A 19,344-nucleotide genomic window follows, 5' to 3' on the forward strand; every position below is an offset into this window, starting at 1 on the left:
TCAGATATTTTGCGCCAGAACAATGGCTTGTTTTAATGCATTTAATTTATTGTTTACTTCCTGCAACTCGCTTGCGGGATTGCTTGCCGCAACAATGCCTGCGCCTGCCTGGCAAATGAGTGTATTGTTTTTACTCAAAAAAGTCCGGATCATAATCGCATGATTGCAACTGCCATCAAAGCCAATGGAGCCGATAGCACCACCATAATAACTTCTAACAGTCGGCTCGTATCCGTCAATTAATTGCATGGCTTTAAACTTGGGCGCACCACTTAAGGTACCTGCCGGAAAACTTACCGCCAGCAATTTAAAAGGGTTTTTCTCGGCTCCTACCTTGCCCTGTACTTCACTTACTAAATGAATCACATGAGAATAATAGTTTACCTTTTTGTACTGAGTAACTTCTACTTCATTGCACATCCTGCTCAGGTCGTTTCTTGCAAGATCCACCAGCATTACATGCTCGGCGTTTTCTTTTTCATCCTGTTCCAGTTGTATCGCCAGGGCTTTGTCGGTATCATCATTTCCAGTACGCCTGAAAGTTCCTGCAATGGGATGTACAATGGCTTTTCCGTTTTGTACGATCAGCTGGCTTTCGGGAGATGACCCCATCAGTTTATAATCGCCGTAATCAAAATAAAATAAATAAGGGCTGGGGTTAATGCTGCGCAGTGCACGGTATACATTGAATTCATCCCCGGTAAATGATTGCTCAAATCTTCTGCTTAATACAATCTGAAACACATCGCCACGATGGCAACTGGCGATACCCTTTTTCACCATTTCCATGTAGTGTTCATCGGTTTGATTAGAACTTTCTTCACCTTTCGTATGGAAAGGGAAAGTTGGTACGTCTTTGCTGCGGATCAAACTCTCTACAAGTTCTACTTCGCTCGGAATGCCTTCAATCGCATTTTCGCAAATAAATAATTCATCTTTAAAATGATTGATGGCTATTACATACTGATATAGACGATAGCGCATCAGCGGTATTTCAGCCGCCGCAACACCACTGCCGTCCAATATTGCAGCGTTCTTGTTTTTATTAAGTTCGATAGAATCAAAAAACTGAACCGCATCATACGTGCTGTAGCCAAATAACCCCTGGGCAACACTGATGGGTTTTGCTGCGGGCGTTTTTATTTCAAAGCGTTGCATAAAATCCCACAACAGTTGAGGCACGTCCGTAGGATTTGCAATAGCAATTTTTTCCTGTGGCTGTCCCGGCAACTTAAATTCCAGCACAGCAGTATTACTTATTTCAATGCCCGCAATGGCATTGATACCAATGAACGTATAGCTGTTTTCACCTGCATGAAAATCGCTGCTCTCCAGCAAAATAGTATCCCTGAAACGGTCTCTTAACCTGAGGTAAATACCCACTGGGGTAAATACATCGGCTAATAATTTTTTGCAGGTTGTGTCAATAATAATCTTCCTCATGCGTATTTTTTGTGAACGTAATTAAAAGCCCGAAACCAATAAATTAAAAAACCCCAACACAATGTGTCGGGGCCTTAATATAGTTAGTACATACATAGCATTGCGACACATCATAATAATGATTGCCACCACCAGATTTTGCTATATGTATTTTGTATTTTCATTTCGTTGTGCAAATATGTGGCAGATTTTATTACCAAAAAAACTTTTTTAGTAAATTCAATAAAAAATATAAGAATGGATATCCAACACAAACAGGCTTCAACCAAAGGCGTATTTTACATTGAAGGCAAGGATAATTACCTGGCAGAACTGGACTATTCGTTGACACCCGGCCAGGTGATGATCATTAACCATAGGGAAGTGGATGATTTTTTAAGGGGACAAGATATTGTCAGGGCCTTGTCAATACAGCAGCAGGATATGCCCGTAAAAATCAGCTGAAGATAATACCGCATTGTCCTTTTGCCAATACGTTAATGAAGCGGAACAAAGCAGAATATGCAGATGTTTTAAAGGAAAATTAAGTTGGCATTTTATAAAGTACCTTCAACAAAAATTATAATAATATGAACCTGATAATATTCGGAGCAACCGGTATGGTAGGCAAACAATTGGTAAAACAGGCTTTGTACATGGGCCATCAGGTAAAAGCCTACGGCAGAAATGTGTTTACAGAAAACCTGCCGGAACATAAAGAACTGGAATTGATACAAGGCGCTTTATTTGATGAAAAGCTGGTGCTCACTGCTATCAAAGGCTGCGATGCCGTGTTATCCGCATTGGGTGGCGCTTTCGATGGAACAGATGTTACAAGGTCACTGGGCATGAAAAATATTGTTGCGCAAATGCAGAAATCAAGTTGCAAACGAATCATCGGCATCGGGGGATTGGGTATTTTAAATGCCGGCGCAGATGACGAGACCCTGATCATGGATCTGCCGGATTTTAAACCAGAATATATACCCGTCAGCATGGAACACTTTAAAGCCTATAATTTCTTAAAGGCATCTTCACTCGAATGGACGTTTGTTTGTCCGCCTGATATTATTGATGCAGAAGTTACCGGACATTATACTACCAATGCTGACTATCCCCCGGCTACAAACAAATACCGCATCAACGCCGGCGACCTGGCTATGTTTATGCTGAAGGAAATAACGGCCAACGAATACATTCAGCACCGGGTAGGCATCTCCAATTAACATCAATTAATTTTATCAAACCCTTAACCAAAACAGGGTACAATATTGTACATCTTTACAAAAAAAAATTGAAGCAACTTTTACTTTTCTTTTTTGTAGTCTGCACAGCCTTTGCCAAAGCGCAAAAGATAGACAGCATCTATGTAAACCTATATACCGATAGTCTGAAAAAAGGCACTTACAATTACATCAATATTGACGGCAAATTGGCCAACGGCAGATACCTTCCGCTGGATACTACTGACCTGGTTTTTACATCGTCCGCCGGCCAGTTTAAAGGAAACAGTTTATGGATTGACAGGGATTTTAAACAACAGAAAGTATCTATCAGGGTGGTGATGAAAAACAATCCGGCGCTCCACCGGGAATTCGACATTTACATCAAACAGAAGCCGGATGATGAACATTTGAAAACAGCAGAGGAAATCATGAATGAAATGAGACAGTCCAGAAAGAAAAACGGCAGATCATAACGCTCCGATATAGCACAAATAGAAATCCCGGCTAACTGAAAATACAATTATCCGGGATTTCTTTTACCAGCCTTCTTTATGGCAAATATTGTTATGCAAACTTCTTGGCATCTTCTAAAAACTTAGCCAGGCCAATATCTGTCAATGGATGTTTTAATAATCCAAGGATGGAATCCAGCGGGCAGGTACAAACATCTGCCCCGGCCTCAGCACATTTAATAATATGATTTGGATAGCGTATTGACGCTGCCAGAATTTCTGTTTTATATCCCTGCACGGTAAATATTTGGCGCAGCTGGTGAATCAGTTCCATACCATCCCAACCACTGTCATCTATTCTGCCGATAAACGGCGAAACATAAGATGCGCCTGCTTTTGCAGCCAGTATCGCCTGGCCTGCTGAAAATATCAGCGTGCAATTGGTTCTGATGCCATTGTCACTAAACCATTTAATTGCTTTTACGCCTTCCTTTATCATCGGCACTTTTACTACGATGTTCGGATGAATAGCGTGCAGCTTTTTTCCTTCTTCGATGATGCCATCAAAATCGGTTGAAACTACTTCAGCACTAATATCACCATCTACCATTTCGCAGATAGTTTTATAATGATTGGTAACGGCTTCAATTCCCTTGATGCCTTCTTTGGCCATCAGTGAAGGATTGGTTGTAACGCCATCTAAAATTCCAAGATCGTTTGCTTCTTTAATCTGTGCCAGGTTGGCTGTGTCTATAAAAAATTTCATACGACTATCCCCTTAAAGGAGGAATGCTTTTTTATTGGTGATAAATTCAAATACATTGCAAAAGTAGATTAATTGTCATAAAAACAATTAAAAATTATACAGAAGATTCAATACACAAAATTAGGGAAGATATTTTAACTATGGGGCATAAAAAATGGCAAGTTACTTACATCGCACCGCTCAACCATCTACCCTTGCTACCTTCCGGTCCTGGGGGAGTTCAACAGGAGCTGGTCGTATAAGACTTGCCGATGCAAATATAGGGTAGAAATAGTTAGAGATAAAAATAACATCTCAATTATTTTGCAACTCATTTCAGGTGTAGTCTATTACCATTGTGTAAGCTTTCTTTTTGTCCGGGCTAAGAAGCTTTGTGGTACTGCATTTGCGTCGCACTCTTGTACATTATTTTTCATGCAGCGGTAGCTTTCGTCTTCATGTATCTGCGCATAAAAAAATATTTCAATTACAATTGGTAAAATAAAACGTTTTAATTAGGTCACACATTATACAACAAGGCACATAAAAATCCAATAATAAGAAAAACATCCTTACATTTAAAATTCAAAATTTTCGCCTGTAACCAGCGATTTTGCTTAAACAATTTACTCACAAAAAAAATTCTTCAGAATGAAAGGATGGTCTCTTTTTTACTGCCTTGTATTTTTATCAGCAGCAGGTTCTGCACAAAGTTTTAAATCCATTTTCAACGGCAAAGATCTTACCGGCTGGAAAAATAACGGTACCGAAAAATGGTACGTTGATAAAAAGGAACTCGTATGCGAAAGTGGCCCTGACAAACAGTATGGTTATCTTTCTACCACAAAAAATTATAAAAATTTCGAGCTCAGTTTACAGTTTAAACAAGAGGCCAATGGTAACAGTGGCGTGTTTATCCGCTCTTCTATTGAGGGTACAAAAATCAGCGGCTGGCAGGTAGAAGTGGCGCCGGAAAATTTGCATACCGGTGGCATTTACGAATCGTACGGCCGTGGCTGGCTGATACAACCAAAACCGGAAGATGAAAAATGGCTAAGGATGGGACAATGGAACACCATGAAGATTTTGGTAAACGGTGACGAAATTACAAGCTGGTTAAACGGACACCAGATGGTGTATTTAAAGGATGAAAAAATCGGGCAGGGCGAAGGTTTTATCGCATTGCAGATCCACGATGGTGGTGGCATTAAAGTAAGATGGAAAAATATTCGCATTAAAGAACTGAAATAAATTCACTTCATTTTACCTGAATTCAAGTTATAATTTTCCCAATCAACATAATTTAAAAAAATGAAAAATACCTCAGATTCCTCTCGCAGAAATTTCATCAAAAAAATGGCCGGCGCCTCTGCGGCAATTGCTGTGGGTAATGCCGCGTTTGCAACTCAAGCAAATAATAACTACTTCGAAAAGCTGCACCGCAACCCCTTCAGCGCAAACGATAAAATAAACTTCGCCCTGATAGGTGCAGGAGGCATGGGCACTCAGGATGTTATCACAGCCTTAAAAACACCCAATGTAAAACTGGTAGCCGTATGCGATCTGTACAAAGGCCGGTTAAAAGACGCCACTACAAAATGGGGCAATGATCTTTTTTTAACGCAACACTACAAAGAAATTTTAAGTCGTAAAGATGTGGATGCGGTCATCATCGCAACACCCGATCATTGGCACCAGCAAATTTCTATTGATGCCATGCGTGCTGGTAAACATGTGTATTGCGAGAAACCAATGGTACATGCCATTACAGAAGGGCCCGCCGTAATAAAAGCGCAAACGGAAACAGGCAAAGTGTTCCAGGTGGGCAGCCAGGGCGTTTCTTCACTGGGTAATGAAAAGGCAAAACAGTTATTAAAGGATGGTGCCATCGGTACATTAAATTATGCAGAAGGTTTTTGGGCCAGGCACTCTCCTACAGGCGCATGGCAATACCCAATTCCTGCCGATGCTTCAACAGATACCGTTGACTGGGAAACCTATATCAGCAACACCACCAAACGTCCGTTTGATGCTACCCGTTTTTTCAGGTGGAGAAATTACAGGGATTATGGAACCGGCATGGCGGGTGATCTTTTTGTGCACTTATTCTCAAGTCTTCATTTCATTACCAATTCTTACGGCCCTAATAAAATATATGCTGCCGGCGGCTTACGCTACTGGAAAGACGGCCGTGAAGTACCCGATGTTTTGTTGGGAACATTTGATTATCCGCAAAGCGTTGCCCATGCTCCTTTCAATCTTTCCCTGCGTTGTAATTTTGTAGATGGCACCAGCGGTACCACTTACCTAAAACTGGTAGGCAGCGAAGGCAGCATGGATGTAACCTGGGATAGTGTTACTTTAAAAAGAAATAAAACAACCGAAACAGATGATCCTTTCCTGATTGAGCAAATGAAAAAAGCAGGTACACCACTCAGTGACCGAAAAAGAATTTTGCCTCCGGAAGAATACACGTTTGCTGCAGAGAAAGATTACCTGGGCGGACCATACGATCATTTTGTTAACTTTTTTACAGCTATACGCAATGGCAGAAAGGTTGCAGAAGATGCCGTATTTGCCTACAGGGCTGCGGCGCCTGCCTTACTTTGCAACGACAGTTTTAACCAGGACACCGCCATGCTTTGGAACCCAGAAACAATGCAGTTAGTAAAAAAATAAAATCATCAGGATGAAAAGTATTTTTTAAAAATAGCTTTCGCCCTGCTTGCATTAGCTTAACGGAAAAAACAAAAGGCTGCAAACACAGGATTTGCAGCCTTTTGTTTTTTAATCTATTTTTATAATTTTCTGCAACAACACGTATACAAGTTATAAAAAATTTACCTTCGCAAAATAGTTGGTGAGATTATTGCATATATCCGGCTATTTATTATTGGCTGAGGAGTAAGAAAAACTATTGTAACTTAAAATTTGAACACATTGACACAAACATATATTTTTTCAGCAGCGGCTTTCATTGCAGGTTTTGTTATTGCCTGGATTGTACGCACCATTGCGATGGCAAAATTGCAGAAATCGCTTAAGAGCACGCAGGGCTATCTGGAAAGTGCACTGTTAAAAAAAGAAACATTGCAAAAGGAAAATGTTCATGTGCATCAGTTAAAACAAGCCGCAGAAATGGAGTGTGAAAAAAAGCTGGAGCAAGCCAACAAGTTGAACAAAATATTGGATGAAGATATCTTATTGTTACAAAAAAGCAATGAAGAAACGGAGGCATTATTACGACAGGGCCAACCTGCCCTACACGCCCTTAAACTCCAATTGCTTGACGCCCACAACACCATCGCCCGATACAAAGCGCAGCAGCAAGTAGGAAAAAAAGTATAATTAAGATAGTGTTCAAAAGTGAAGCTTCAATTCAAAAAGGGGTTTTCATAGGATTAATAGTCAACACTAACTGGTACGGATTACTGCTGTAATACAACAGCTGAGGTTTCCCAAGAATTTTACTCAAAAAATTCATTTCTTATCATTCTTAAAATGCTAGTTTATAAAAGCATATATCACAGAATACATACTCGCCAAAAGCACTACACATTTCCAGCAATACATTTTTTTCATTTGTTTTTATTTAGCTAACAAAGTTAGGAAGGCATATGTTTTAATGGTGTTAATAATTTTTCTCTTTACCTACATGCATTACCAAAACCACGAGCTGCCCGGGCATACAATTTGTTCTTATTACAATTCACTAAATAAATTGTTTATGAAAACTAAATGGATAATCACTGCATTGATAGCCTTGCTGGCAACGACAAATGTACATGCACAAACAGTATCAAAGGATTCTATCAATATGCTGAAACAGCAAAAGGAAGCACTAAAAATTGCCAAGCGTTTAAATGAACAAAAATTAAAACTTGCTGATCTTGAAAATAGTGTAGAAAAGAAGACCCTTGATATGCAAAATACTGCCCGAAAGGCACAGGAGTCGGCAAACAACAATGCAAAAGCTGCTGACAAATTAAACAGCAGTCCTCAAAGTGAAAGACTGGCTAACAAAGCAGATAACAAAGCTGGCGATGCGAAAAAAGATGCGAAAAAGGCAAGGAAATCAGAAGATGATTTAAATAAAACCCGGGATAAAATTGAAAAGTTAAGAAAGAAAATTGCTGATGATGAGGCGAAGCTTTCAGCAATGAGACCTTCGTAAACAAAAGCAAGTAATCTGCAAAAGCAGCGTAGATAATAACTTCATCAATGTTGACTACTAAATTATTTCAACGCTGAGCTTGGTTATTAAACGCACCTAAAAATATCCATCACTTAAAAAAGCTGTTTGTAAAACTTACTGCTTATCTTAAAGCAATAAAATTGTATGAAAGCAGCAGTATTAATAAAAAAAGGACCAGCACTTAAAGCATTCGAAATAAGAGAAGTACCGAAGCCCGAAATTAAACCAGGACAAATATTAATAAAAGTAGCCGCCTTCGGGTTGAATTTTGCCGATGTTATGGCGCGGAGAGGGATGTATAAAGAAGCCCCTCCTCTGCCCGCCATTTTGGGTTATGATGTCGCCGGAACAATAGATGAAATCGGTGCAGGTGTTACCAATTTAAAAAAGGGCGACCGCGTTACAGCAATGACAAGGTTTGGTGGTTACGCTGAATATGCGTTAACCAATGCGAGCGCAGTGGCTGTAATTCCGGACGAGTTGGATACAGCGACAGCAACCGCTCTTACAACACAATATTGCACGGCGTTTTACGCAGCCTCCGAGATGGTGAACTTGCATAGAGGTGACAGTGTCTTAATTCAGTCTGGTGCTGGTGGTGTTGGTACGGCATTAATACAATTTGCCAAACACCGTGGGTGCAGGATATTTGCCACAGCTGGCAGCGAGAGCAAGTTAAATTACCTGAAAGGGTTAGGAGTTCAGCACCCGATCAATTACAATACGCAAGATTTTGAAAAGGTGATAAAAGATGTTACTGAACAAAAAGGTGTAGATGCCATTTTTGACGCGGTTGGTGGTAAGAGCATCAAAAAAGGAATTCGATCACTTGCACCAGGTGGCCGCATTGTCTGTTATGGCGCTTCTGCATTGAATGGTAAAAATATTTTTGGTAAAATCATTATCGCACTGCAATTTGGGTTCTATCATCCGGCCATGCTGATGATGCCTTCCAAGTCGATAATCGGCATCAATATGCTGCAGATTGCAGACCACCAACCGGCGGTAATCCAACGTTGTTTACATCAGGTGATGGAACTTTACAAGGCAGGTGTATTCAAACCATCCATCGCAAAAACATTCCCTTCAACGGCAATTGGTGAAGCACATGACTTTTTGGAAAACAGGATGAGCACCGGCAAGGTGGTGGTTCAATGGAAATAAGTCGGAACCTGCAAAAATGATTTTATAATTTGTTGAATATACGAAGTTTATTTTATCAGCAGTTTGTGCAGCCGTTCAATTTCACCCTTCTCAGCCGGCGACAATATATCACCGTTATCATATTTGGATTTAAGAAACAAAACCATTTTATGCTGGGGGTATTTTGCAAGAATTTCATTGATGTATACACCCGATTTTTCATCTTTAATAACAGCAGGTGCTGCAACCGGCATGGGAGACTTATAACGGGTGGGCTTTTTAAGAATGACCGCTTCCAGGGTGGCTAATTTACCCGGTGGCATCCCGGCAACTTTAGCAGCTTTGGCATGCAAATCCTGCAATTGCTTTTTACTAAGTCCGCCCCTTTCCCGGTATTGAAACAACAAGCTTTTTATAAAATTTGATGCAGGGTAAGCGTCCATTGTAAGCCGCAGAATATCATTGATAACATCCACCGATGGATTTTTTCTGATCATATTTTTGATTTGGAGATGAAAGTAAGAAAAAAAATACGGGAACGATCATTGATATATAACACAAAAAAATGGAGTGTCCGTTTAAACGTTGTTTAAATGGACACTCCATAGATCGACCTTCACTCTCCTTTCGTTATACTTTTTTAGGAGACTGCTTTGCAAGTTTTACTGAGAAGTAAACAAGTGAAGCTACAGAAAGAATGAGGGTGAGGTTCAACAGCATTGAAGCGTTGTTGGGGTAATTGGTCATGGGGTAAAGATTTAGGGTTTCAGATGAATAGTTAACTGAAAAAGAAGATAATTATTGTGCTGCGTTCCTTTTTTCTGTTTTTTTACTGTCTTTAGTTGTTAATATACAGCCACATATAAAAAAAACAGTACTTTTACTATATAGCTTTTTTAAGAAAACTTATGTTGCAAACAATAGCCGCGATAAGTTTTGTACATTTACAAAAAAATAACCTGATGAAAATTTTTGTTGCTGGACTCCCATACGATCTGGATGATGATGAACTGGTAGAAATATTTGAAAAATTTGGGACTATTATTTCTGCGAAAGTAGCTATGGATAAGGAAACCGGTAAAAGTAAAGGCTTTGGTTTTATAGAAATGCAAAATGATGCAGAAGCACTGGACGCCATTGAAAGTCTGAATGATATTTCGTTGGGCAAAAAGCCGCTGGTAGTTAAAAGAGCTGAGGAAGGCAGTTCAAGAGGGCCGGGTGCAGGACCTAATGCACGCCCGGGTGGCGGCGCTCCCCGCGGTAATAACAATGGTGGATTTAATCGGGATCGCAACCGGTTTCAATAATATTTAATTATTTAAAAAAGGCGCAGTAATTTAAAATTACTGCGCCTTTTCCTGTTTTTGATAACTGGCTGCAACACATTCTTATAGCTACCTTTATTGTTTTTTGGGAGTTTCGTTTTTCCCATCTTTTAATCCCTGTTTCGGTTCAGGCAATTTTCCCCTTTTATAAATAATCAGCCCGTTTAAAAAATTGCGTAAAATCTGGTCACCGGCTTCAACGTATCCGGGATGATCTTCATTTCTGAAAAGATCGCCCAATGCTCCTTTGGTGATTTCAAAATCTACCAATGACAATATTTCAATAATATCGTCATTGCGCAGCGAAAGTGCAACCCTTAATTTCTTAAGGATATCGTTATTGGTGATCATAATATTTCAATTATCAGGTATAATGGCAAAACTAAAGCTTCTTATCCAACATTGTTTTCAAATATAGTTTTGTCTATGTTGTCTTCATTTTCTTTTTCTTCTGATAGCTTGCTCAACTTCTTACCGTAAGATAATTTGGTGATGAGCACAAATAAAACCGGCACCACAAAAATGGCCAGTGTTGTTGCAGCCAGCATGCCACCAAATACTGTCCAGCCGATTGTTTTACGTGATTCTGCTGCTGCACCTGTTGCAAAAGCAAGAGGAAGTACACCTAAAATAAATGCAAGCGAAGTCATAACGATTGGACGTAGCCGCAGTTGTACAGCCTGCAGCGTAGCATGGGTAATGTCAACACCACGATCGACCCTTTCTTTGGCAAACTCAACAATCAGGATCGCATTTTTTGCAGCCAGCCCGATCAACGTAATCAGCCCTATCTGCGCATATACATTGTTGGAAATTTTAGGCAGTAATACCAGTGTAAGGATAGATCCAAAAGCGCCAATCGGCACCGCAAATAAAACTGAAAAAGGCACGGACCAGCTTTCGTACAAGGCTGCCAGAAAAAGAAATACAAAAACAATTGAGATGGCGAAAATAGTCACAGTGCTGCTACCTGCTTTTATTTCTTCGCGGCTCAATCCACTAAATTCAAATCCATACCCTGCGGGTAATTTTTTTGCTTCTTCCTGTAAAGCCTCAATCGCCTGGCCGCTGCTGAAACCGGGTTTGGGAGATCCGTTGATTTCAATAGAACGGTAAATATTATAGTGCGTAATAAGCGAAGGACTCTCTATCACTTTTGAAGTCACCAATGCACTGAGGGGTATCATGCCACCCTGGCTGTTACGGACGTAATATTTGTCCAGCTCCCCAATGGAAGAACGATAGGTGCTATCAGCCTGTGCAACCACCCTGAAGTTGCGCCCATACAAATTAAAATCATTTACATAGCTGCTTCCAAGCAAAGTAGAAAGCGTGTTGTAAACATCCGCCACATTTACACCCAGCAATTTTGCTTTGGCCTTATCAACATCCACTTTATAACTTGGTGTATGCGTTGTAAAAAAAGTATATGCACGGCCAATCTCCGGGCGTTTATTTACATTGCCCAAAAAGTTTTTAGCAACTGTTTCAAACTGCTGAATGTTATCTGTACTGGTTGTTTGCTGTAATTCAAAAGTAAAACCGGCAGTAGCACCCAGGCCAGGAATGGCAGGAGGAGCAATAGCGAGTATCCTTGCTTCCTTTATATCACTCGTTCGTTGCTGTATTGCATCGATAATGCTTTGCAGTTGCATCTCTTTGCTTTTCCGGTCATCCCAGGGTTTCAGGTTGACAAACATTGTTCCCACGTTTGATTTAAAAGAAAAGCTGATAATATTTAAACCTGCCAGGCCGCCAACGGTTCTAACACCGGGAATCGCCTGAACTCTTTTTAAAACAGTCAACAGCATCTCTTTACTTCTGTTGGTAGACGTAGCTTCGGGCATTTCATAAGTAACATATAACCGGCCTTCATCTTCACTTGGTATAAAGCCTGTGGGTTTACTTTTAAATAAAAAGAACAAGCCAACAAATAAACAAACCAACATGATCAACACTAATGGCGTTGCTTTTATCCATTTACCAACGCCGGATGTATATGATGTGGTTATCTTGCCAAACCCCCTGTTAAACCAGGCAAAGAATTTTTCGAAGACATTCTTTTTAGCCGTTTCATCTTTGGATGGCTTAAGCATAATAGAACAAAGAGCCGGCGTAAGAGATAAAGCAACAAAAGCAGATATAATTACAGACACCGCAATGGTAATAGCGAACTGCTGGTACAACTTACCGACAATGCCCGGAATAAAACCCACGGGAACAAATACAGCAGCGAGTATCAATGCAATGGCAATAACGGGTCCGGATATATCATTCATTGCCTTACGGGTAGCTTCTTTGGCGGATATTTTTTCATGATCCATATAATGCTGCACGGCTTCTACCACTACAATCGCATCATCCACCACAATACCAATGGCCAGCACAAATGCAAACAGTGTTAAGGTATTAATAGTAAACCCAAAAGGAATAAAGAAAATGAATGTGCCAATCAAAGAAACAGGAATGGCCAACACAGGAATCAAGGTTGCCCGCCAGTTCTGCAAAAACAAAAATACCACGAATGTTACGAGCAATAAAGCCTCAACCAAAGTATGCAATACTTCATTGATCGAAATTTTAACCACTGAAACGGTCTCCAGCGGGATACTGTAATCAATGTCTTTCGGAAACGTCTTTTTTAATTCGGTAAGCGCTCTAGTTATTCCTTCATAAGTCTGCAATGCATTGGCGCCGGGGGCCTGGTAAACCAACACAAACGCCGCAGGCTTTCCATCCACGAAAGCATTGCTGCCGTAATCAAATTTTCCCAGTTCCACTCTTGCCACATCTTTCAAATATACAACGGTACCTGTTGCCGGAACTGTACGAACAATGATATTTTCAAACTGATCCTTGGTATTGATGCGGCTGTTGGTTAATACGTTGTACTCAAAACTTTGCGCAGATGGTTGTGGATTGCCACCAATGGTTCCTGCTGCAACCTGTAAGTTTTGCTCGGTAAGGGAAGCCAGGATATCAGAAGTACTCATGCCCAGATTAGCCAGTTTTTCAGGATTCAGCCAGATACGCATCCCAAAATCATCTGCACGGGACACAATATCTCCAACACCAGGAACCCGTTGTAAAGCGTCTTTTACATAAATGTTAGCGTAGTTACCAATAAAGGTAGCATCATGCGTTCCATTGGGTGAATAAAACGCCAGCGCCACCATAATACTTGGCACACGTTTACGAACGGTGAGCCCCAAACGTTTCACTGCATCCGGTAGTGTTGGTTGGGCAACACTTACCCGGTTCTGTACGTCCAGCGCTGCAATATTCACATCGGTTCCTAACTCAAAATTTACATTGATGCTACTGGCACCACTGCTACTGCTGCTACTTGAAATGTAGGTCATGCCCGGTGTACCATTCACCTGCGTTTCCATTGCAGTGGTGGTAGTTTGTTCAACGGTTTCCGCATCTGCGCCTATAAAGTTGCCGGATATAGAAACCGTTGGTGGTGTAATGTCAGGATATTGTGCAACGGGTAAAATTGTCATTGAAATAATTCCAACCAGTACAATAACAATGGATATTACAATGGCTGTTACCGGCCTCCTTATAAAAGTATCTGCTATCATCGTATTTACTATTTAACCGTTAAGACGGTACTATTTTATGGATGCAATAAGGTTCTGTTACCGTTCAAAATACCTCAGTAATAAAAACCTGTTGCAAAATTTTGAATCAAAGATTATGTTGTACCAATCAATGGCGTTATTTTGCTGGTGTTGTTGTTGGTCCTGCAGGCTGAGCTGAAGAAGTATTGATAGCCGCACCTTCCCTTAAATTCTGCACTCCTTCCACTACGACAGACTCCCCGTCTTTCAAACCATCTTTTACAATTACATTGGCACCTATCTGTTTACCGGGGACTATTTTTCGCTGAGAAACTTTGTTACTGTCATTGGGCACATACACAAAAAATTCACCGAGTTGCTCTGTTACTGCTTTATATGGAATCAGCAAAGATTGAGTTGCCGAATTGTTTTTAACCCGTACAGTTCCGTTCATACCAGCAATCAATAAATTTTTATTGTTGGGAAAGATCAGTCTTGCTTTAATGGTTCCTGTTTGTGCATTTACTGCCCTGTCAAGCAAAGCAATTTTTCCGGGATAAGGATACACATCTGTACCAAAGGCAAGTGAAAAAGTGGAGTCTGCTTTTTTCGGGGCATCGCTCATAAGCTTTGTAAAACGATAAATTTCTTTTTGGTCTACATTAAAATCCACAGCCAGTTCCCTGTCTGATGAAACCGTGTTGAGTACCGTTTGGCCCGCTGTAACTGCTGCGCCCGGTTTAACTGCCGAGATGCCAATCAATCCGTCAAAGGGAGCGTATACTTTTGTGTATTTCACGTTGGTTTGCACGGCCTGGATATTTGCCCTGGCTGCCTCTGCCTGTTTTTTCGCTACTTCCAATGCCGCGTCCGCATTGTCTACAAGTTGCTTTGCCACCGCATCATTTTTATCCAGCTCGTGAAAACGGTTGGCATCTTTCTGGGCTTTATTTAAGTTCGCTTCCTGCACACTTAAGCCCGCAACAGCCTGCTGATAATTGGCCGCATACAATTGCTCATCTATTGAATACAACAGCTGACCTTTGCGAACCCTGGCACCGTCTTTAAAATAAACGCCGGAAATAAACCCACTTACCTGAGGTCTTAATTCAACCTGGTTAAGTGCATTGATTGTTGCAGGATATTCGTCATAATAAACGGCATCCGTTTTTATCACAGGCTGCACGGTTACTTTCGCCGGTGGAGGTGGCGGCGGAGGTGCCTGGTCTTTTGAATTACCACAGGCCGTTAATAAAAAAAGAGTTGCATAACCTGCAGACAGCTGAAGATATTTTAAGTACATACAAACAGTATTTTATTTTTATGTTGGGTGATTTTCTTAATAAACAATTTGTCCAAGCGCTTTTTGTACATCTATTTTACTGGCCAGCAGTTGGTACAAAGAAGCGTAATAATTTATTTCTGCTGTTCTTAAATCCGTTTCTGATGTGATCACTTCCAGATATGCTTTTATGCCAGACTTGTATTGCAATTGCAAAACGTCATACACCTCTTTGGCCAGCACAAGATTCTGCTTCAGCGCCTGAAAATTTTCCAGGTTGCTTTTGTAAACAGCCATTGCCTGCGTATAAGCAGAGTTGACTGAATTTTTTAAATTGATGATATCGAGATTATTTCTTTCCAGCTCGAGTTGCGCAGCCTGCAGCGCCGCTTTTCTTTTGCCACCCTGAAAAATTGGGAAGCCCAGCGTTAGTGCTGCAAAAGAATTGGGGAAATTATTACTATATATTTTTGCAAAATTATTATTCTGGTAAGAAAGGTTATAAGCCCCATTGGCAGAAATTGTTGGCAGGTAACTCCATTTATTATATTGCACATTGTACTGCAACAACCGTCTTTGTGTTTCCAGCAACTGGTATTCAATCCTGGCTGTGTAGTTAGCTTCCTGTGACGTATCCAGTGCAATCTCCTTTTCCATTTGCAGACTATCGTATACAATATTCAGACTGGCTGATAGCGGATACCCCATCAGCGTTTTAAGGTTTTCCAGTTTTGCCTTCAATAATTCTTCATTGCTTCTTTTGGCTGCTTTGGAATTGTTCAGCGTAATAGTAGCCCGCTTATAATCGATTTTATCAGCAATACCGGCTTTGTACTGGTTGAAGGCATCCCTAAGACTTTGTTCAATCCGCTGAATGTTTGTCGTTGAAACCTTAATCTGTTGTTCGGTAGAAAGCACATCATAAAAAGCCTTTGACACATCCGCGGCAAGCTCAATTTTATTGTTGCTGGTAAGTTGCCTGGCTTGTAGCCGGGCATCTGTTTTTGTTCGGCTGGCGAGCAAAACATCTTTATTAAAAATGGCCTGCGAAACGGTGAACTGGCCCGCGGACGTATTATTCACACCCAGTTTAATGGCATTGCCTCCAATAATAGCTGTTTGAACAATAAAATTATGCTGCAGGTTATAATTGAAATTAATCTGGGGATACCAGTCTGCAAGTTTACTCCTGATGGTGGTTTCCAGAATCTGCTGGTCTATTATGGATTGCTGTATTTGCGGTTGATGAACAATAGCATAATCAACTGCACTCTTCAATGTAACTTCCTGCAGTAAGCTATCTTTTCCCATCGATTGCCCCAGCAAAAAAAACGGGCATAATAGAAAGAAGCTATTTACAAATAATTTCACAGCAACCCGATTATTTTTATCGCAGGCAGTAAGAACCATTATTTTTAATTGTCTCATTAATTGTAAATTTCTATTCATTTATTTATTAATTATTTAAAGGCACTGAATTGCGTCAACAATATTCACACCAGTTAATTGGCTGCCACTTATAGCATGCCCTGCATGCAACTTCAAAAAGATTTTTAAAAGAAAAGGACAAATTACTTTCCGCCAAAAGAGGCAATTTCTTTTATATACTCTTTCAACAACGCTTTATTAATGGTGTAGCTGTAACACCTGCCATCTTTGGATGGTTGTATCAGGCCTGCTTCCGTAAGCGTTTTTATATGATGACTCACTGAAGGCTGTGCAAGGTTAATTTTATCCGTTATCTGGGAACATTGTATACAGCCTCCCCTTCCAGCCATATCTTCCAGTATTTTCAACCGGTTCATATCGCCTAATGCCTTGGCAATTTTTTCCAGCTGTTTCAATTCCATGAGATGGATAGATTGATGTATGCAAATGTATCAATAAATAAATATCCGGGGAAATTAAGTTTGAAGAGCAAAGTTGGTTAAACAAACTATTTTGCAAAACGATTTGTTATAAGCGGTAATATGGCGGTCGTTATGGAAAGTGAATGGGTGCTGACAAAATTTTTAAGCACCTATTTTAAGCATCCGCCAAGCGTTAGTTTTCGTACATAATTAAAATAAAAATTCAAAAAAATGGAATACAATAAATTAACACCTGAAGAAGAATATGTAATCGTTCGCAAGGGGACAGAAAGACCTTTTACCGGTGAGTACAACAATAATAAATCAACAGGTACTTATGTTTGCCGCAGGTGTAACAGCCCCCTGTACAATTCAACCGATAAATTTGATTCCCGGTGCGGCTGGCCTAGTTTTGATGACGAAATACCGGGAGCAGTGAAACGGATACCCGATGCAGACGGAAGCAGAACTGAAATTGTTTGTGCCAATTGCGATGCCCACCTGGGACACGTGTTTACCGGGGAAAGACTCACTAGGAAAAATACCAGGCATTGTGTAAACTCCATTTCGTTAAAATTTATTCCTGCCTGATATGATTTGGCAGCATAAAAGCTCATGAAATTTTTTGCCGCTAACAGTCATAAATGCAAATTATTTCAAACTAATTGCGGCGATTTAAATTACCCGGATGTAAACGAATGCGCTAATTTTAAAGCAAATATTTTTTCATGAAAAGAGCGTTGGTTATTGGTTTGTTCGCATGTATTATAAATCCGGCAACAGCCCAGCAAATAATTGAAAGGGATGCTGAGATTGACCAGATGGTAAAACAGGTTGATCCAGATTCTTTAAAAAGCTATATTAAAATGCTGGTAGCATTTGGCACCCGCAACACCCTTAGCACACAGACTGACAGTCGCCGTGGTATTGGTGCTGCGAGAAAATGGGTATTGAGCAAGTTTACTGAATTTGCAAAGCAGTCCAATGGCCGCCTTTCCGCTTTTATCGATACCGCAACTTTGCAACCCGATGGAAAAAGAGTAGACAGTGTTTTACTACTGGGCAATGTAGTAGCTACGTTAAAGGGAACAGATACTGCTGACAAAAGGATTTTTATTATCAGCGGTCATTTGGATAATATGCGCAGCAATGTAATGGACAGAAAAGGCGATGCACCCGGTGCAAATGACGATGGCAGCGGCTGCGCTGCAGTACTGGAATGTGCCAGGATCATGAGCAAACATACTTTTCCTGCATCCATCATTTTTGTGACGGTAAGCGGCGAAGAACAAGGCCTCCTGGGGGCTAACTATATGGCTAAAAAATCGAAGGCGCTAAACCTGAATATTGAAGCAGTATTGAACAATGATATTATGGGCAGTAATAACAGCAGCGAAACCAATATTATTAACAATACACAGGTGAGAGTATTCAGTGAAGGACTTCCGTTTTATGAGTTGGATAAAAATGCTAAAAACATCCGCCAGCTTGGATTGGAGAACGATGGCATATCTCGTCAGCTGGCGAGGTATGTAAAGGAAACAGGCGAAAGATATGTTGATAATTTACAAGTGGTGATGGTGTACCGCAACGACCGTTTTTTACGGGGTGGCGATCACACACCTTATGTAGAAAATGGCTTTGCAGCGGTGAGAATTACAGAAATGAACGAGAACTATACACGCCAGCACCAGGATGTTCGTTTGGAAAATGGAATTCAATTTGGGGATTTGCCTGAGCACATTGACTTTGAATACCTGCGGAAAAACACAGCACTGAATCTTTGCAACCTGGCCAATCTTTCCAAAGCGCCAGCTATGCCTGAAGCAGTAAAAGTTGACATAAAAAAATTAGGCAACACTACCAATCTTACCTGGCTTGCCCCAAAAACCGGAAAAGTGAAAGGATATTATGTTTTGATGCGGGAAACTACCAGTGCCTTCTGGCAAAAAAAAATTTTTACTAAAGAACTTCAAATAGTATTGCCTTACTCAAAAGACAATTATTTTTTTGCTGTGCAAAGCGTTGGGGAAAGTGGTAATGAAAGCCTGGCTGTCGTTCCCGGTGTTAGCAGGTAATAAAAATAGCCCCGGGGCATGTGAACATTTGCTCTTGCCAGAGGATGAGCCAACTTTCAA

The 19,344-nt window shown here is 40.6% G+C and carries 19 protein-coding genes, 1 other RNA gene and 1 pseudogene; 12 read left to right on the plus strand and 9 right to left on the minus strand.

Annotated features, from left to right (window positions below; all coding sequences use genetic code 11):
* Nucleotides 1–1,443 (minus strand): anthranilate synthase component I family protein, encoded by a 1,443-nt coding sequence (locus QWZ08_RS12130; RefSeq protein ID WP_290337683.1) that lies wholly within the window; start codon nucleotides 1,441–1,443, stop codon nucleotides 1–3.
* Between the two features lie 237 nt (nucleotides 1,444–1,680).
* On the opposite strand from QWZ08_RS12130, the gene QWZ08_RS12135 reads away from it, so the two are divergent.
* The 4 genes and pseudogenes from QWZ08_RS12135 (at nucleotide 1,681) to QWZ08_RS12145 (ending at nucleotide 3,121) form a co-directional block, all read left to right on the plus strand.
* Nucleotides 1,681–1,887 carry a GNAT family N-acetyltransferase gene (locus QWZ08_RS12135; protein WP_290337684.1) on the plus strand — a complete coding sequence of 69 codons (207 nt, stop codon included), beginning with the start codon at nucleotides 1,681–1,683 and terminating at the stop codon, nucleotides 1,885–1,887.
* A pseudogene (locus tag QWZ08_RS28200) lies at nucleotides 1,878–1,970 on the plus strand (hypothetical protein); the annotation flags it as partial. The gene QWZ08_RS12135 and the pseudogene QWZ08_RS28200, both read left to right, overlap by 10 nt.
* 42 nt (nucleotides 1,971–2,012) lie before the next feature.
* Nucleotides 2,013–2,648, plus strand: coding sequence for an NAD(P)-dependent oxidoreductase (locus QWZ08_RS12140; RefSeq protein ID WP_290337685.1), 636 nt, complete (start codon nucleotides 2,013–2,015; stop codon nucleotides 2,646–2,648).
* Between the two features lie 68 nt (nucleotides 2,649–2,716).
* Nucleotides 2,717–3,121, plus strand: coding sequence for a hypothetical protein (locus QWZ08_RS12145; RefSeq protein ID WP_290337686.1), 405 nt, complete (start codon nucleotides 2,717–2,719; stop codon nucleotides 3,119–3,121).
* A 91-nt stretch (nucleotides 3,122–3,212) separates the two neighbouring features.
* Here the strand turns inward: QWZ08_RS12145 and fsa are convergent, their stop codons facing one another.
* Both fsa and ffs read right to left on the minus strand, forming a co-directional pair.
* Nucleotides 3,213–3,866 carry a fructose-6-phosphate aldolase gene (fsa, locus tag QWZ08_RS12150; protein ID WP_290337687.1) on the minus strand — a complete coding sequence of 218 codons (654 nt, stop codon included), beginning with the start codon at nucleotides 3,864–3,866 and terminating at the stop codon, nucleotides 3,213–3,215.
* A 152-nt stretch (nucleotides 3,867–4,018) separates the two neighbouring features.
* An RNA gene (ffs, locus tag QWZ08_RS12155) (signal recognition particle sRNA small type) lies at nucleotides 4,019–4,117 on the minus strand.
* A 379-nt stretch (nucleotides 4,118–4,496) separates the two neighbouring features.
* Between ffs and QWZ08_RS12160 the strand changes: the two genes are divergently transcribed.
* From QWZ08_RS12160 to QWZ08_RS12180, 5 genes are all read left to right on the plus strand, one after another.
* Complete coding sequence (locus QWZ08_RS12160; protein ID WP_290337688.1) at nucleotides 4,497–5,096, plus strand: 3-keto-disaccharide hydrolase; 600 nt, start codon at nucleotides 4,497–4,499, stop codon at nucleotides 5,094–5,096.
* Between the two features lie 60 nt (nucleotides 5,097–5,156).
* Entirely contained in the window at nucleotides 5,157–6,524 is a 1,368-nt protein-coding gene (locus QWZ08_RS12165) for a Gfo/Idh/MocA family protein (protein ID WP_290337689.1), read from the plus strand.
* Between the two features lie 261 nt (nucleotides 6,525–6,785).
* Nucleotides 6,786–7,193 (plus strand): hypothetical protein, encoded by a 408-nt coding sequence (locus QWZ08_RS12170; RefSeq protein ID WP_290337690.1) that lies wholly within the window; start codon nucleotides 6,786–6,788, stop codon nucleotides 7,191–7,193.
* A gap of 379 nt (nucleotides 7,194–7,572) precedes the next feature.
* On the plus strand, nucleotides 7,573–8,019 hold the full coding sequence (locus QWZ08_RS12175; RefSeq protein WP_290337691.1) for a hypothetical protein: 447 nt from the start codon (nucleotides 7,573–7,575) through the stop codon (nucleotides 8,017–8,019).
* A 165-nt stretch (nucleotides 8,020–8,184) separates the two neighbouring features.
* A complete protein-coding gene (locus QWZ08_RS12180; RefSeq protein WP_290337692.1) occupies nucleotides 8,185–9,204 on the plus strand; it encodes a quinone oxidoreductase family protein in 1,020 nt (339 codons plus the stop codon).
* 47 nt (nucleotides 9,205–9,251) lie between these two features.
* Here the strand turns inward: QWZ08_RS12180 and QWZ08_RS12185 are convergent, their stop codons facing one another.
* Nucleotides 9,252–9,680 (minus strand): hypothetical protein, encoded by a 429-nt coding sequence (locus QWZ08_RS12185; protein WP_290337693.1) that lies wholly within the window; start codon nucleotides 9,678–9,680, stop codon nucleotides 9,252–9,254.
* A 465-nt stretch (nucleotides 9,681–10,145) separates the two neighbouring features.
* Between QWZ08_RS12185 and QWZ08_RS12190 the strand changes: the two genes are divergently transcribed.
* Nucleotides 10,146–10,490, plus strand: coding sequence for an RNA recognition motif domain-containing protein (locus tag QWZ08_RS12190; protein ID WP_290337694.1), 345 nt, complete (start codon nucleotides 10,146–10,148; stop codon nucleotides 10,488–10,490).
* A 93-nt stretch (nucleotides 10,491–10,583) separates the two neighbouring features.
* Here the strand turns inward: QWZ08_RS12190 and QWZ08_RS12195 are convergent, their stop codons facing one another.
* The 5 genes from QWZ08_RS12195 to QWZ08_RS12215 all read right to left on the minus strand — a co-directional run bounded on the left by QWZ08_RS12195 (nucleotide 10,584) and on the right by QWZ08_RS12215 (nucleotide 17,206).
* Complete coding sequence (locus tag QWZ08_RS12195; protein WP_290337695.1) at nucleotides 10,584–10,859, minus strand: DUF1456 family protein; 276 nt, start codon at nucleotides 10,857–10,859, stop codon at nucleotides 10,584–10,586.
* A 41-nt stretch (nucleotides 10,860–10,900) separates the two neighbouring features.
* Complete coding sequence (locus QWZ08_RS12200; protein WP_290337696.1) at nucleotides 10,901–14,095, minus strand: efflux RND transporter permease subunit; 3,195 nt, start codon at nucleotides 14,093–14,095, stop codon at nucleotides 10,901–10,903.
* Nucleotides 14,096–14,231: 136 nt separating this feature from the next.
* Nucleotides 14,232–15,377, minus strand: coding sequence for an efflux RND transporter periplasmic adaptor subunit (locus QWZ08_RS12205; RefSeq protein WP_290337697.1), 1,146 nt, complete (start codon nucleotides 15,375–15,377; stop codon nucleotides 14,232–14,234).
* Nucleotides 15,378–15,413: 36 nt separating this feature from the next.
* Entirely contained in the window at nucleotides 15,414–16,784 is a 1,371-nt protein-coding gene (locus QWZ08_RS12210; protein ID WP_290337698.1) for a TolC family protein, read from the minus strand.
* Between the two features lie 143 nt (nucleotides 16,785–16,927).
* Nucleotides 16,928–17,206, minus strand: a complete 279-nt coding sequence (locus QWZ08_RS12215; RefSeq protein WP_290337699.1) for an ArsR/SmtB family transcription factor — start codon at nucleotides 17,204–17,206, stop codon at nucleotides 16,928–16,930.
* 231 nt (nucleotides 17,207–17,437) lie between these two features.
* On the opposite strand from QWZ08_RS12215, the gene QWZ08_RS12220 reads away from it, so the two are divergent.
* Nucleotides 17,438–17,797, plus strand: a complete 360-nt coding sequence (locus QWZ08_RS12220) for a methionine-R-sulfoxide reductase (protein ID WP_290337700.1) — start codon at nucleotides 17,438–17,440, stop codon at nucleotides 17,795–17,797.
* 137 nt (nucleotides 17,798–17,934) lie between these two features.
* Nucleotides 17,935–19,284 carry a M20/M25/M40 family metallo-hydrolase gene (locus QWZ08_RS12225; protein WP_290337701.1) on the plus strand — a complete coding sequence of 450 codons (1,350 nt, stop codon included), beginning with the start codon at nucleotides 17,935–17,937 and terminating at the stop codon, nucleotides 19,282–19,284.
* Nucleotides 19,285–19,344: the final 60 nt, after the last annotated feature.

The sequence above is a fragment of the Ferruginibacter paludis genome, assembly GCF_030409685.1.
Lineage (GTDB): Bacteria > Bacteroidota > Bacteroidia > Chitinophagales > Chitinophagaceae > Ferruginibacter > Ferruginibacter paludis.